The sequence below is a fragment of the Candidatus Roizmanbacteria bacterium genome (assembly GCA_016700135.1).
Classification (GTDB): Bacteria; Patescibacteriota; Microgenomatia; order UBA1406; family GWC2-37-13; genus UBA1450.
On sequence record CP065004.1, the window covers coordinates 1325645 to 1341137 of the forward strand.

The following is a 15493-nucleotide window of genomic DNA, read 5'->3' on the forward strand; positions in this document are numbered from 1 at the left end:
GATAATCGTGAATAAAATGAACCAATGAATAAGTTACGAAAGATATGGCACTCATAGGGAACTAACATCTATGAGTAAATGGGGAGGAGATCAGCTTCGAGTAATTAGGAGTTATGACTGGCAGTACAATAGAGATCTTATGAAAAAGATACGATCTCTATCAGACTACAATCAGTCAGATGTAGCACAAATCAGAAACGATGTTCTGACATTTGCAGAGAAGTACGGGATACAAGCTGCAGTTGATGCATATGGGATATCACGAAGGACATTGTTTCGATGGAGGAAGAGACGGCGAGATTCAGAAGGGCAGTTGGATAGCCTGATACCAGAGACAACCAAGCCAAAGACACCCCGACGTATGGAGACTCACCCGAAGGTCATATCCTTTATCAAAGAGATTCGAGAACAATACTTTTGTTTGGGAAAGGAGAAGATCAAGCCCTTACTTGATGAGTATTGCCTACAGGAAGGAATTTCAACTATATCTGAGTCAACCATTGGAAAAGTGATCAAAAGACACAACCTGCAGCGCAAGACCTACCGGATCTATCACAATCCAGCAAGTGGCTTTGCAAAACGGAAAGTAAAGTACCGACAGAAGGTCAAGCGGTCTCCCAAGGTGGAAGATACCGGATACATTGAGATTGATACCATCACGAAGTTTGTACACGGAATCAAGCTGTATGTCTTCAATGCAGTGGACATCAAACTCAAATTCCAGTTCTCCTACGGATACTCAAAACTCAACAGCCGAAACGGTGCTGATTTTATGAGAAGACTGGAACTAGTATACCCAATACAAGATGGTATAAAAACCATACAAACAGATAACGGCCTCGAGTATCTGGGAAACTTCCATGACTATCTGGAAGAAAACAATATCCCACACCTCTTTATCTACCCCAGATGTCCCAAGATCAATGCCTTTATTGAGCGAGCAAACAGAACACTCCAGGAAGAATTTATGAACCCCTACATCTATACCAAGTGGACCGGTATCGGATCATTCAATCGTCACCTTATTGAATACCTCGTCTGGTACAATACAAAGCGAGTTCACAAAAGCCTGAACAATATTTCACCTATGGATTACCTATTATCTATTTTACCTAAAGAGTGCCATATGTATGGAACTCATACAACCAATTGACATAGGTGATACTCTGTAGTATACATATAACATGTGTATTTTAGGGACTTCTGCATGTCTTTAAAAAGTACACGAAAATAATTATTTTTCTAGCTTAAGACGAATATCACTGTAAGCATGTGAGAGGTGTGTTGTGGGAAAAAGTACATTAACAACTTTCATGAACCAAATATTCCTTTGTTTCGCTCGGGGATGATTGCGGTGTATAGGAGTAACGAATAATCAGTACTTCTCTATTCCGCAATCATCATATCCCATGGTCTCAAACAGACCGGCGGACAAAGGGTAGATGATCAAATGAAAGGAGATTTCTTTACAACTGAATACCGTAAGTATGTCCGCTTTTCCTGTATCCAACTTTAGCAAGAGAGGATTACTCCAATGCACGTTCGAACTACAAGTAGGTTCTGGATTCTGTCCCTCGTGACAGTGATCCTAATGAACCTCGTCCCGATGGGTGTCGTAAACGCAGCGCCGAACGCTGTTGCGATCACCGTCATGCCCGTCACAACTGCTCCGGAAGCTTTTACCATGGATGTCCAGCTGACCACGCCTCCGGCTGGTGGACTCGAATCGTTTAGGCTCGTGCTGGATATCCCGGCCGACCTGACGATCGTCGGTGTCACCAAAACCGGAACAGCCATGGATGGAGGGCTCATACAGCACTCCGTGAGTGGCAACCAACTCACCGTGGCCGGCGCAATCGCCACACCGATCAACACTGCGAACGCTGTCATCGTCAAACTGCAGCTTGAAATCCTGCAGATCACCGATGATATCGAATACACAATCAGCGGTGTGGGTCGTGTGAACGAAGTGGATCTGCTGCCCGGCGCAGTCACCTCAGGTATCGCCAGGATCGAAATGGTCGATCTGACCGGTACTCTTACCAGTTGGGACGGCAAAGATGTCGCAGGAGCACATGTTACTCTCACCGGTGCAACGACCTCTTTGGACACAACCACGGATGCTTCCGGTACCTATGCACTACGTGTCGGTAAGGTAGAAAACCAGACGGAAAGTTTTGTCTGGGGTGAACCTATCGAAACCGATACGTACATCAGCGAGCAGGATGCTTCAGAAGCTTTGAAAACTGCAGTCGGAACGTCAAGTTGCCCCACGCAGGCCGGCGACATCACCGGGAACGGTGAAGTCACAGAGCAGGATGCAGCTAATTTCCTGCAGATTGCTCTTGATCCCGCAAGCTACACACCACAGGTGACCTTCGTACCCAATGACGTCTCTTTACCGAACTTTAGGACTGATAGGGTACAGGACAGCACTTCGTACATCCTCGGGGACTGTTCTGGGAATTACTCGTGGCTTTCGGGCGTCACCGGCGGTATGGTCATGAGCATCGCTGCTCCGACCGCCACTGTTGAGGGCGATACCATCACTCTGAACTTTCCCGACGCTGAGTCCACGAAGTTCTATCTGGATGGTTTGCCTGAGGATTCCAAGCTCGAGGTCGCGATCTACGATCTGGCCCGCTCAGCTGAAGTAAACGCAATGGCCGCTACACGCGGCAATATTGTCGTTGTCGCCGCTGCCGAAGCAGGCTTCATCGTGGAAGTGAAAGTCATGTCCTCTAATCAACAACCCGTCGTCCTCAGTTTGCGCGGACGCACCAACGAGTCAGCGTATACTGAATGGGGTGTTGTGAACGTGACTCCTTCACAACGGTTGGAGTACGTGTTCCTTCCCGCAATGATGCGGTAAGTTGCTCCGTATCATCGGTTCATGGTTAAGTTGATCTAGAGGTGGAGGCGGGCGTGTACGCCCGCCTCCACTGACTTTCTTTATAAAGCCCTTACATTTTATACCCTATAGCATTGACGTGCGTATCATTATTGTGTATAGTATCACCAATCGTCCCTAAAGCATGGGAAGTACTCACCCCTCAACAAAGGAGGTAATCGTGGCAAAGCGTGTACAGTGTACCCATCAAGGCTGTAAAAAATGGATGGTAGAAGACTACAGAGAATATGAAGGCAGAAAAGCTTGGACCAATAACAAGGTGTACACTCTGTATTTTATCTGTCCGGACGGCCACACAGATAATTGGAAGGAAGAGATCGTAGGAACGGCCAATGATCCGGACTGATAGATCGAACCTTCACATCGGTCTTGGGCTACTCGAAAGAGCGGCCCAAGACCACTATCCCTTCAATAACTTTTTCCAAATTTCCCATAAAAAAGACCCGGATAAACCGAGCCTTTTGCCTGTGACCCCGATGCACTTTGTTTCGAACTCTTTCTCCCTTGGATTCATAAATTAATGCTTGCATATCCTCAGCAAGAAGAGAAAAAAGAGAAACCTCAAAGTTTACCTCCAAGGTCTTTACCCACTTATTATATTAAAAAGATTAATTAACCCCTATGTTTTTTAACAGGTCTAAATCATATAAATCTGAGTTATTTAACGAAAAGACATTTTATGAGAAATTTTTGAAAGACTTGGAGTTAGCTAAGAAGGAAGTGGTAATTGAAAGCCCTTATATTACTGCTAACAGAATGGAAACTTTCAACCACGTCTTTCAACGTATTTTAAATAAAAAAATTAAGATACATCTAATAACCCGAGATCCTGTTGAACATGATGATGAGTACTTAAAACATCAGGCAGTAAACGAGATACTCAGATGTAAAGAGCTTGGTATGCAACTTACACTTCTTAATGGCTACCATCACCGCAAGTTAGCATTTATAGATAGAAAAATTCTTTGGGAAGGAAGTCTAAATATCCTCTCCTACAATAAGAGTTTAGAAATTATGAGAAGGATAGAAGATGAATCTTCAGTAAGACAAATGCTCAGGTTTATCAAACTTTAATCTTAGCGATTCTCTAGTGGAAACTTCAATTTAATTTTTAACGCTTTAGCAATTGAATCTACAACATCTACAGTAGGATTAACTTCTCCACGCTCAATACGAGCATAGTAATTTACATGAATATCCGCCTTCTCAGCTACTTGCGCCTGAGTCATATTGGCCTTTATTCGAGCATTTTTTAGTATTTTTGCTAGTTGTTCTTGTGAACCCATATTTTATTACCTCTCCTGGTAATTATACAACCTTTCTGGATAGTTGTATAAAGAAACTTATTTTCTGATAAAATAGAGAAAATGAGCACAAAAACGTCTCCTACTAGCTTCATTTCTTGGGAAGAAATTAAACCATTTCTCGATATTGAGAAAAACAAAGATTTTCTTGAGAATATTGATTCTAAGACACTTCAATTAATATTAGATGAGAATAGTAAATCTCATGTAGTAGAGTCTGTTTTGAAGATGCTTAAAAAAAGAGAGCCCGAAAATGCTACTCAAGAATATGCAGAAGAACTTGCAGAACTTATGAAGAAAACAGCCCTAAATTTTTTAGAAGAAAAAGACAAGCAGTATTTAAAATTGGCAGTAGAGCAAGCAAGAAAATCTGTTGATAAGGGCGGCTTTCCTGCCGGTGCTATTGTTGTAAAAGATGGCAAAATTATCTCTGAAGGTATTAGTATTGGATACCTTATAAATGATCCTACGAGTCATGCTGAGACTGCATCAATGAGGGAGGCTTGCCAGAAACTAGAAACCTCTGATCTAACTGGATCCACTTTATATGCATCTCTGCATCCTTGTCTTATGTGTTTTTCAGTAGCTAACTGGTCGGGTATTTCTAGGATTGTATATGGATGTCGTAAAACAGAAGATATGGTACAGAAGCGATACTATGAAGGGGTTACAGATGTAAGCAAGGTTAATGAAGAAAATACCAGAAAAATTGAAATAGTTTGTATTCCAGACTATGAACTAGAAATGCTTGATTTAATTAAAGTTTGGGAAGATAAATTTTTAACCTAAGGTAGTTTCTTTTCCAAAATTGCCTTACAAAAATCTCTATCTGAATCTGATAAGTAATCTAAGATATCCGGAACTTTGGACAAGTGATGTGGTTCTGATTTGGGAGCTTTCCAAAGTATTGCAACTCCCTTGTTAAAATCTGGTGTGAATCCATAGCGATCAAAATCAACTTCATGCGGATCTTTAAAACCTCCCCAACGTAAAACATCTCTTCCAGCATAATAACTTTGTGTAGTGGTTGGGAGAGGATATGCTGGAGTTGTTGCAAGTGAAGTCATAGCAGTACATATCCCTGAACCTAAAGTACATATATAGTCGGGTGGAGTGGTTATGTAACCTTTTTCAATGATATCTTCAGTCAAAAACTTGTCCCAATCACTTGAGGTATCATTAATGAAATTAAGAGGTACTGTGCCGATTGCAGTAGCTTTGTTTACCATAAAAATAAGAACTATTGAACAATATATAGATAGATTTTCTTTTTTTCTACTTGTTTAATTTTATCACCCATAATCTCATAATAAACCGCTTCCTCGCTCAACTCACCTTTAAAAGTAGCAAAGTAAGGATTTCCCTTCATTTCATAAATCAAACTCACAACACTTGGCACTTCCATCTTCTCTTCTCCTATAATCAAATAGTTTTTCTTGTTATAAAGATCAATTTCTCCCATATAAACACGGTCCTTAATGACCGAAAAGTCTGTAACAAGATTCTGAGAAACGTAAATCTCTGTTTGTTTATTTGTAGCTGTATCTATGCTAACCAGCTTATTTTCTACAGTATTAGGATTAACTTTTGTCAGACACAAAACTTCCAGTTCATTTTTAATAAATCCTTTCTCGCAAAGTACCCCTAGGTCTTTGTCATTTAAAAAAGTAGATTTGCCGTCATTTCGTAGTTTAAAACCATCAGCATAATCTAACAGTACTTCTTGAATGTCCTCCTTTGTTTTATCCGTCAGGTTATAAACATGGGTTATTTGCTCTGTTGGCTTAATAACAAACAAATACGGATAATGCACTGACACCCGATTCGGATACTGGGCAATGTTATATGTATCATCAAATGCATAGAGTGTGGAATTCTGAATATAAATTGAATTATTTTGTATTTCTGTTTCTAGTGAGGGTTGTTTCATAAAGTAATACCAGCCTGCCAGAAATATTCCCAGAGCAATTACTACTCCAAACTGCAGAAGCCTTCTTTGATTTGAATTTAACGGATTTAGCTGTATATCTTTCATAATTACTGTATATAGTTTAATGGATTTACTGCTTTCCAGGTATCACTATCTTTTGTATGGACTTCATAATGCACATGATCGCCTGTTGCAAAGCCGGTTCCTCCCATAATCCCGATTGGTGTGCCTGCTGTTACTTTTCCTGATTCAACCAGCACAGTACTAAAGTGAATAAAGACTACTTTTATAGATTGATCGTCATTTGTAATTTCTACTGTTTCACCGCCGTACTGATCTACATAATAATTAACCGTGCCATTGATAGTAGCAAACACTGCTACTTTGCCTGTTTCTTTAAACGTTTGACTGTTTTTGAAGTATTTTTCTGAAGGAATCAAATCAATCCCAATATGGTTCTTACCAAACTGCAGGTAATAATTGGGATCTAAAAAATAAGCTGTTACTTCTGAGTAACCGATATCTCCTCCGCCTAGTGGATTTTGTTTTGGTACAGCAGTTGAGATAAAGCTAGTGTCTGGAGGTATATTAAGCGTATTTTCAACAAAAAGTGATTTTATGCTTTCCATGAATCCATTACTAAGAAGCATTGGAGACATTAAAACGGTGCCGACAAGCATAATAAAAAAGAAGGCTAATATAATGAGTGAAGCTAAGAATCCGAGGATAGGTACTTTAATTTGCGAAACTACAACGCTAGGTAAGGGAAACGGCGCAAAGATATTTACAACAACTGTAATTAGCAAATCAATTACAAATCCAATGGGATCGTTCTTTAACTGATTGAGTTTTTGCGCATAATTTAGAGCCTTCATAACTTAATCGGTGAATACAAGCGGTTTTTCAAAGGGCAATACAGTAATATTCAGCCGTACGTGCTCACCTTCCCTAAACAGAATTACTTCTCCAATACTCAAATGTCCCATTTGTTTCTTCTCTTCATCTGTCATTGGGTAAATAGTTCCTATCTCTGATAAAGCGGCGTATGACTGCTTTAGCAGAATCTTTGTTTCTGAGTTGGTAATAATGGCTTTGCCGTAGTCGTTATGCAAAAAGTCTTCTACATCCTGAGTGATAGAAACCACACCTACATTTCTTTTTCTTGCCTGTTTTACCAGCTCTCGGTAAAACACAGCCACTTCCGGATCAACTAACAGCTTGTGTGCTTCATCTATAAAAAGCATGCGCTTTTTATCGTTATTTTTATTCAGTAAATTCCAGATAAGAGAAGTTAAAAGATACATTGCTGGTTCTCTCTTTTCGTCTTTTCGCAAATTATGCAGATCAAGAACAATAATGTCGTTATCGAGTTCAAGTTTTCTGTCAGAGTTAAAAATTCCTCGCAGACTTCCTGTAGATAGAACGCTTAAATCTTTTTTCATTGGGTGATCTCCCAACAACTCAAGCATGTTTTCAAAGTTAGGAGTGCCGGAATCATAAAGCTTGATAAGTGTCTCATCGAGTAAAGCGCCGTCATAATGATCTGCAGGAATGAAAAATCTAAAGAAGGTTTTAAGTGTTGAGATATGGTCTAAAATATCATTCTCTCTAGAGCTATTTATGTAAAACGGATTAATGCCGTTGTCTCTTGAAAACTGAATTACCTCACCTCCAAGTTTTTTCGCTAAACCTACATACTCGCCTTCGGGATCTATAGCCAGTATTTGAACTCCCCTCATATAGAGCCTGTTCATAAGTACTTTCGAAGTCACGCTTTTTCCAGAACCGGAAACTCCAAAAATATTGACGTTATTGTTTCGTGAGGTAAATGGATCAATAAATACAAGGGATTCGTTGTAAGCATTTACTCCCATAAAAATCCCATCAGGATCATTTAGCTGTTTGGAAACAAACGGCATCAAATACGAAACAGCGGTAGACTGTAAAATTCTATTTTCCTGCAAGTGGTCTTGGGTAAAAGGAAGAAAGTTTTTAAAGGCTTGTTTGTGACCAAAAGTATATTGATTAAAGGTTAAATCCATTGAGCCAGCAATAGTCTGAAGTTCTTTATGGTATGCTTTTAGCTCGTTTTCATCTTCTGCTTCCAACTGCAAATATAAAGCATACACAACTCCTTTTTCTTCCTCATGTACAAGTTCATCAATAAAGCTCATAACTTCACTTATGTTTTTGTCCAGCTGCTGATCTCGGACTTTACCGCCTTTAACTCTTTCATTCTGCTGCATTTCCAGCACTGATAATCTTTGTCTTGCTTTCTTTAAGAGTTCAGCGCTGGAAGCAGGCTCAATAAATACGCTGAGGGTAAATGGCAGTGGAGAAGTCAAAAGTCTAAAGAATATGTAGGGGCTTAAGTAAGCAGGAATATCAGCAAGATAATAATATCTTCGCAGTTTTTCACCAACTTCAATATGAGAACCATGCTCTTTTATATATTCGCTTTTGTAAAAACTGCTGTTTGTGCTATCAACTGTAATGCCGTTGCCATCCTTTTCTACATTAAAATGAAACCTTGCTCTATTGTTATTTAATACTTTTTCTCTATAATCATCCGATTCTTTTTTGTACTGGAATAGGTTTCTGGCGAATCGAATATAATTACTGCTTTCTACTCTTCGAGGCTTTTTTACTGATGTAATTTCGTTTGATATGAATGGCGTTTTCCTAATTACCTCAGCCTGCTTATCGATTATTTTCATTAAGCGCTTAACTTCCTCTTTGAGTGCTTGAGTTGCCGCATCTTTGGGGAGTTTTGATTCGCCATTGAAAAACTGCTTTTCGATTTTCTTTATACCCTCAAGGCGTGTTTTAAGGTGCTTGTATTCTCGTTTTAGCTTGCGCAGTTCATCTTCCTGTTTTTCGCTGCTGTAGCGCAAATCAGATACTTGGTCTCTCAACTGAAAAGTGAGATTAAAGTTTTGAATGCTTTCTATCGTTTCTTGTATGGCGTTTTGTATTTTTTGTTTCATCGCAGTATATTTTTCACAAAACTTGCTAATTCATTATTTTCGAGCGGTCTTATAGAAATTTGACAAAGAGATAGGTTAGCGGCAAAAGCACTGCTTATATCAAACAGCTTCTTAACTGCATTTTTCTTTGAGTCAACACTCTTAGGGTTACATGGAACAGCTATAACCGCATAGTGCTTAGTGATAAGAAAGTTATTGGTTTCTACCAGTTCAGTAAGGTTATCGATATATTCTTTAATCAATGGTTCTCTTTCTTGTGAGGCGTTATCGAAAAGCGAAAAGAAATGCCTTGAGTAGTCTTTACTCGAAGCCTGTTCTTTTTTAACAATAAATTGAATCTGATTCGGCAGTGTATGAATAGCTTGTTTAAGTTTTACAAAAAAGTGTTCTCTGTCCTGATCATTTAACAGTGCGATATCAAATGGCTCAACTTCAAACACCTGCACTAGGCTGTTCTTTCGGATTATAAAATTATCCTGAATATCAAAATCTACAAAGTAAGGTTCAAGATTATGCGTTCGCAGTTCTTTTTTCTTTGTTTTAAAAGAGATAGCTCGAGGAACTACTTTATAAATAGGCTGATTATCTACTTTCTGTGTAATAAAGGCCACAAAAAATATTATTGAAACAAACAGTGATGATAAGTAGTACGACCAGCTGAAAAAATGCAGCAGGTAGAAAAACACTACATACAGCAGTCCGGCAATTATCAAGCTGCCGGAAACCACAAGAGCAGTATCTGTAAAAAACAGACTTCTTAAAATGTGAGTTCTGATATCGTCTTTATATATCCTTACGCTTCTCATAAGATTTTTTTGAATATAAACGTATTACTGAATCGCTTCCTAATTTAGCCTGCCGCTCAACTATCACCCCTTGAACATTCAAAGCCTGATTTCGTTTTTCAGATAAATCCAAAAAATGTTTTATCTTGTGCGGAGCGCTGGCTTTATTGATATAGGCAAAATCAATTTCCTTGCCTTTTTTCTTGGCTTCCTGCATTGCGTTAAAGTTGTGCGGATTAGGATTATGTTTATGAAAACTTGATAGATCTATAAACTGTTCATTTTTTAGTTCTACATGCTGAAGTTTCTCTTGGGGAACACCGTCCTGTACTGCTTCTGTTGCGGTTGGATAATAGGTAATTAAACCTGACCGCTTATTTTCGTGTTTGTAAGCGGAACCGGAAATAGAAACAATACCCTGCTTCTGATTTTCCTGCTCAACTGCAAAGCCCTTTTGTGATAGCCTTTCTGAAAAAGGAGCCGCTGGTACGGCAGTAATTACTCCTTTAGTCTTAGAACTCTTTTGAGGGATATATGTATCAGTTCCTTTGGCTGAAAAATCATTACCCGTGGAACCGTTTGATAATTTCTGTCTCATAGGCAAAGCTTGGCGAATATTTCTTCCTAAAGCATTACTCAAGCTTCCACCTACTAGTCCTTTTCTGAAACTACCCGCACTAACACCTATTGGAGCGGCAATTGTTCTTGTAGAAACAGCGGCTAGCATGTTTCCAGACATTGCTGTCCATACATCTCCAAAGATACGAGCCACCAGCATGTTTACTCCTCCTAGGAAGAATAAAAAGCCGGTATAGAAAAACAGCATCCCTACACTAGGTCCTTGAGCTTCTAAAATACTTTGAAAGATATCTGTGGCTATAGAAAATCCAAGTACAAATGCTGGCTGCTGGATCAGAAAGGTAAACCAGGTTTTAAAGAAGGTATGCAAAATACTTTGAGTTCTCTCTGCTAATGCAAAAGGAATAACGATTGGATAAATTACTCCCAGAAACAGCAAGGTAGCAAAGCGAATCACAAACTGAAAGCCAATATATAGAAATCCGCAGAGTAAAAATAAAAAGGTGAGAGCAAATAAGAATATCTGAACAATAAACTTGCCAAGTGAACGGAAGATGCCGCTTTGCAGAGAAATATCAAAAGAAGGTATGCCAAACTTTTCTGAGCTTTGATTTTGCTCAATCTGCTCTCTCGACTTGTCGAAGTAATCATTTAAAAATCCTGTGAACTCTTGAGTTTCAGAAATTTTCTCTACAAGCAGATTGTTAAACTGCACGCTATAAGAAAGTACTGTCGGAACAGTGAGAAAAAGAGCGATAACAATTACAAAGCGTACAGCAAAAGATTTTAGTTCGTGTGCGTTATCAGACCCCAGTTTTGCAATTGCGATAGCTGAAATAATGATTGCCAGTACAGGTATGGCTATTTGGTAAAAAATATTTCTGTACTTGGTGACCCCTGGAATAGTCGATTCATCTTTAAGAGTTATTTGTTCTGCGAGAGGATCGGGAGTATAAAAAATAAATCCTCCTAAAAAGGAGTCAAAGCCGTCAATGAAATTTTTAAGAAGGGTGATGATTGTAGAAGGTTCATCTTGAACAGTGAATTCATTTGTCCATTGCACTTGCGGCTGAGTAGCCGGTTCAGGCGTTTCTTCTTGGGCATGAACTAATGATGTAGTAAAAAAGCATCCCAGTATGACTGCGCATACCAGCACCAATCTTTTCATATCGCTGTTTGTATATGGGAGACTGGTTTTAGCTAGCACCGCCTACGAACTGCTTCAATATGCTCGCAATACTTGCCGAACCGAAAACCAAAAGTCCCCCTATCAAAATATTAAATATCCATCCCTTTAGTCGGGATTTTCTTTCGGTATCGTCTCCGCTTGCGATAAGTGCAATTCCTAACGCTGCGATAGAAAGAGCCATTACTGGAAGTGAGAAGTATTGGAGAGTTTTAACTACACCCCATAGAAGTGCATCAAGGTTAGCAAACTGGATCGGCGAGGCCGTATCATAACCAGGTATTTCGTTGCCCATAATTTGTTATATTTCTCAAGGGGCAGAACTTATAATTTTAAACTATAAACTGAGCGAATTATAAACAGCAACAGAGGCAAAGTCAACATTATGTATGAGTTCCATACATATGGCACTCTTTAGGTAAAATAGATAATAGGTAATCCATAGGTGAAATATTGTTCAGGCTTTTGTGAACTCGCTTTGTATTGTACCAGACGAGGTATTCAATAAGGTGACGATTGAATGATCCGATACCGGTCCACTTGGTATAGATGTAGGGGTTCATAAATTCTTCCTGGAGTGTTCTGTTTGCTCGCTCAATAAAGGCATTGATCTTGGGACATCTGGGGTAGATAAAGAGGTGTGGGATATTGTTTTCTTCCAGATAGTCATGGAAGTTTCCCAGATACTCGAGGCCGTTATCTGTTTGTATGGTTTTTATACCATCTTGTATTGGGTATACTAGTTCCAGTCTTCTCATAAAATCAGCACCGTTTCGGCTGTTGAGTTTTGAGTATCCGTAGGAGAACTGGAATTTGAGTTTGATGTCCACTGCATTGAAGACATACAGCTTGATTCCGTGTACAAACTTCGTGATGGTATCAATCTCAATGTATCCGGTATCTTCCACCTTGGGAGACCGCTTGACCTTCTGTCGGTACTTTACTTTCCGTTTTGCAAAGCCACTTGCTGGATTGTGATAGATCCGGTAGGTCTTGCGCTGCAGGTTGTGTCTTTTGATCACTTTTCCAATGGTTGACTCAGATATAGTTGAAATTCCTTCCTGTAGGCAATACTCATCAAGTAAGGGCTTGATCTTCTCCTTTCCCAAACAAAAGTATTGTTCTCGAATCTCTTTGATAAAGGATATGACCTTCGGGTGAGTCTCCATACGTCGGGGTGTCTTTGGCTTGGTTGTCTCTGGTATCAGGCTATCCAACTGCCCTTCTGAATCTCGCCGTCTCTTCCTCCATCGAAACAATGTCCTTCGTGATATCCCATATGCATCAACTGCAGCTTGTATCCCGTACTTCTCTGCAAATGTCAGAACATCGTTTCTGATTTGTGCTACATCTGACTGATTGTAGTCTGATAGAGATCGTATCTTTTTCATAAGATCTCTATTGTACTGCCAGTCATAACTCCTAATTACTCGAAGCTGATCTCCTCCCCATTTACTCATAGATGTTAGTTCCCTATGAGTGCCATATCTTTCGTAACTTATTCACATTATTGCATAGGAGAGGGATTTTTGGATATAAAGGGCTGTTTATTAGGAAGATTTTTAATATAATACAGCTGTGATAAAGTCAGATGCTCCAATTAAAACAAAAAATGATGATTTACTCGGTAGAACTAAATTTTCCGAGTCACTAGGGAAAGCACTTCTACAATGGAACAATGAAGAGGGTATAGTTATTGGTCTATATGGGAAATGGGGTTCGGGGAAAAGTTCAGCTATAAATCTTGCCACTGAATACATTGAAACTGAGACTAAAAAGAAAAAGTACAGGAAAAAAGACAAGCCAATTATCATTCGCTTCAACCCTTGGAACTTTACTGAGCAAAACCAGCTCATTACTATCTTCTTCTCTGAATTGGCAAAAGCCATAAATTACTATGATAAAGGCGCTGACGCCAAGAAAGTAGGTCAAAAGCTTATAACTTACAGCAAATTTTTTACTGCCCTTTCCCTAGTTCCGGGACTTGACCCATACAGCAAAATAGTAGAAAAGGTCTTCAAGCAAGTAGGAAAAACTACGAAAGACTGGGGCGAATTACAGACTAAAAATCTGGAGCAGTACAAGGTGGAGCTCGACAAAGTAATTAAAAAGCTCGGCAGAAAAATAATCATTATTATTGACGATATTGATCGTCTTAATGAGAAGGAAATAAAGCAGATTTTTCAACTGGTAAAGCAGAACGCCAACTTCCCTAATACTATATATCTTCTGTCGCTTGACCAGGATAAGGCGTTGGAACAGATAGGAGAAAAAAATGAGTTCTTAGAGAAAATCATACAGGTGAATTTTCATATTCCGGCGGTAGAAGATTTACGTCTCCGTAAAATTCTATTTGAGGAGCTGGATGCAATCTTGAAGCCATTTCCTGAGGAATTCTGGGATGTCGAACGATGGGGTACAGTTTATCGCAACGGCTATAAGGACCTCTTTGACTCCGTTCGCAATGTGAAACGATACATCAATAGTTTGCAGTTCAATATTAGCATCAATGCAGATGAAATAAATCCATTGGATTTCTTTGTAATTGAAGCTATACGAGTTTTTTTTCCAACATTCTACGAAGAAATTGCCAGAAATAAGGAGCTGTTTGTTGGTCTCTTCTTCATGGATAACGAACGAGACCGAGAAGGACGGAAAAAGCAGTTTGAAAAAATGTTTGAACTCGTGAAGGAAAAAGACAGACGGATTGTCAAGGACCTTATTTTTGAACTCTTCCCACAAGTTGAAGCAGTATACAGAAATCAAACAGAAAGAGAGCAGGACAACTGGTTCAAGGAGAAAAGGATTTGCTCTGAGAAAAGATTTGGCAACTACTTCTATCTCACGCTGGCAGAAGGTGAAATTTCACAACAGGAAATGAATGTTATCACAGAGGCAGCATCTAGTCCTAAAGAGCTTTCTAGGATTTTGGAGGGTTTACTAAAGGATGGGAGAATTCGTAGATGTTTGGAACGCTTGCCAGAATTCATAGATGTTATTCCCAACGAATATGTGGAAAATTTTATTTTAGCTTTTTACAATGTCTCAGATAGAATTCCCAGAGAACGGAAAGGAGACTTAGATTTTGGTGTTGAGATAGAATTAGTACGACTTGGATATCACCTCCTTAAAAAACTTCCAGCGAATGAGCGTTATCAGGCCACAGAAAGAATTATCAAACAGTCTGAGAGTATTGAAGCTCCTGTCCACTTCCTATCAATAGAAGAAGATGAACATAAAAAGGAAAAAGAAGATAAACTCCATACACCTGAGGAGTTACAAAAACTTATTACCTCATCTGTAGCAAAAATCAAAGAATTTGCTAAAAACAGAAAGCTCGATACATCTCCTGGTATTGCATATATCCTCTACCGGTGGAAACGTTGGGGAGATGAAGCAGAAGTGAAGACATATACTAACAAGCTAATAGAAACGCCCAAAGGTATAGCATCTTTTATCAAAGCTTTCTCGTCTCATATTATTGGAACTAGGGATAAAAAATTTCGAATCGGATTTAAGGAAATATCAGATTTTATTGATTTGTCTGTTCTCAAGGATTCAATTAATAATCTGAATGAAGAAGAGAAAAAATCACTTGCTGAGGCAGAGCTTGAGTATGTGAATAGGTACATGAATGGTGTCGATGATGCTCTTCAAGGAAAAGTAGATGACTTTTAAGCTGTTGAATTATTATATATTCCATTACATATCGTGACTTCTGATCATTTCAAACATATTTATTACTACTATTCTTTCATTTTTTGCTCTCTTGCTGTGCATGTGTCAAATATTTACTATAATATTCATATGT

At 39.1% G+C, this 15493-nt stretch carries 15 protein-coding genes; 6 read left to right on the top strand and 9 right to left on the bottom strand.

The features are described from left to right. Positions 1-70 precede the first annotated feature (70 nt). From IPM65_06985 to IPM65_07000, 4 genes are all read left to right on the top strand, one after another. On the top strand, positions 71-1153 hold the full coding sequence (locus tag IPM65_06985) for a transposase (protein QQS43850.1): 1083 nt from the start codon (positions 71-73) through the stop codon (positions 1151-1153). A 438-nt stretch (positions 1154-1591) separates the two neighbouring features. After that, entirely contained in the window at positions 1592-2872 is a 1281-nt protein-coding gene (locus IPM65_06990; GenBank protein QQS43851.1) for a carboxypeptidase regulatory-like domain-containing protein, read from the top strand. Between the two features lie 163 nt (positions 2873-3035). After that, the gene (locus IPM65_06995) at positions 3036-3257 is read left to right on the top strand and encodes a hypothetical protein (protein ID QQS43852.1); all 222 of its coding nucleotides are present in this window, start codon (positions 3036-3038) and stop codon (positions 3255-3257) included. Between the two features lie 275 nt (positions 3258-3532). After that, positions 3533-3985, top strand: coding sequence for a hypothetical protein (locus IPM65_07000; protein QQS43853.1), 453 nt, complete (start codon positions 3533-3535; stop codon positions 3983-3985). 2 nt (positions 3986-3987) lie between these two features. Here IPM65_07000 and IPM65_07005 read toward each other — a convergent pair whose 3' ends face one another. Then, positions 3988-4197 (bottom strand): helix-turn-helix transcriptional regulator, encoded by a 210-nt coding sequence (locus IPM65_07005; protein ID QQS43854.1) that lies wholly within the window; start codon positions 4195-4197, stop codon positions 3988-3990. An 81-nt stretch (positions 4198-4278) separates the two neighbouring features. Here IPM65_07005 and IPM65_07010 point away from each other — a divergent pair, with 81 nt between their 5' ends. Next, on the top strand, positions 4279-5004 hold the full coding sequence (locus IPM65_07010) for a nucleoside deaminase (GenBank protein QQS43855.1): 726 nt from the start codon (positions 4279-4281) through the stop codon (positions 5002-5004). Here the strand turns inward: IPM65_07010 and IPM65_07015 are convergent. The 8 genes from IPM65_07015 to IPM65_07050 all read right to left on the bottom strand — a co-directional run bounded on the left by IPM65_07015 (position 5001) and on the right by IPM65_07050 (position 13142). Then, the gene (locus IPM65_07015; protein ID QQS43856.1) at positions 5001-5444 is read right to left on the bottom strand and encodes a hypothetical protein; all 444 of its coding nucleotides are present in this window, start codon (positions 5442-5444) and stop codon (positions 5001-5003) included. The genes IPM65_07010 and IPM65_07015 overlap by 4 nt on opposite strands. 11 nt (positions 5445-5455) lie before the next feature. Then, positions 5456-6250 carry a hypothetical protein gene (locus IPM65_07020; protein QQS43857.1) on the bottom strand — a complete coding sequence of 265 codons (795 nt, stop codon included), beginning with the start codon at positions 6248-6250 and terminating at the stop codon, positions 5456-5458. A gap of 2 nt (positions 6251-6252) precedes the next feature. Next, complete coding sequence (locus tag IPM65_07025; GenBank protein QQS43858.1) at positions 6253-7020, bottom strand: M23 family metallopeptidase; 768 nt, start codon at positions 7018-7020, stop codon at positions 6253-6255. 3 nt (positions 7021-7023) lie between these two features. After that, positions 7024-9132 carry an ATP-binding protein gene (locus tag IPM65_07030; protein QQS43859.1) on the bottom strand — a complete coding sequence of 703 codons (2109 nt, stop codon included), beginning with the start codon at positions 9130-9132 and terminating at the stop codon, positions 7024-7026. After that, on the bottom strand, positions 9129-9743 hold the full coding sequence (locus IPM65_07035) for a hypothetical protein (protein QQS43860.1): 615 nt from the start codon (positions 9741-9743) through the stop codon (positions 9129-9131). Before IPM65_07035 ends, IPM65_07030 begins: the two co-directional genes overlap by 4 nt. A 172-nt stretch (positions 9744-9915) precedes the next feature. Then, entirely contained in the window at positions 9916-11664 is a 1749-nt protein-coding gene (locus IPM65_07040) for a type IV secretion system protein (protein QQS43861.1), read from the bottom strand. 28 nt (positions 11665-11692) lie between these two features. Further along, positions 11693-11977, bottom strand: a complete 285-nt coding sequence (locus IPM65_07045) for a TrbC/VirB2 family protein (GenBank protein ID QQS43862.1) — start codon at positions 11975-11977, stop codon at positions 11693-11695. 88 nt (positions 11978-12065) lie between these two features. Next, on the bottom strand, positions 12066-13142 hold the full coding sequence (locus tag IPM65_07050) for a transposase (protein ID QQS43863.1): 1077 nt from the start codon (positions 13140-13142) through the stop codon (positions 12066-12068). 118 nt (positions 13143-13260) lie between these two features. Here IPM65_07050 and IPM65_07055 point away from each other — a divergent pair, with 118 nt between their 5' ends. Continuing rightward, complete coding sequence (locus IPM65_07055) at positions 13261-15360, top strand: hypothetical protein (protein QQS43864.1); 2100 nt, start codon at positions 13261-13263, stop codon at positions 15358-15360. The last annotated feature ends 133 nt before the right edge of the window (positions 15361-15493 follow it).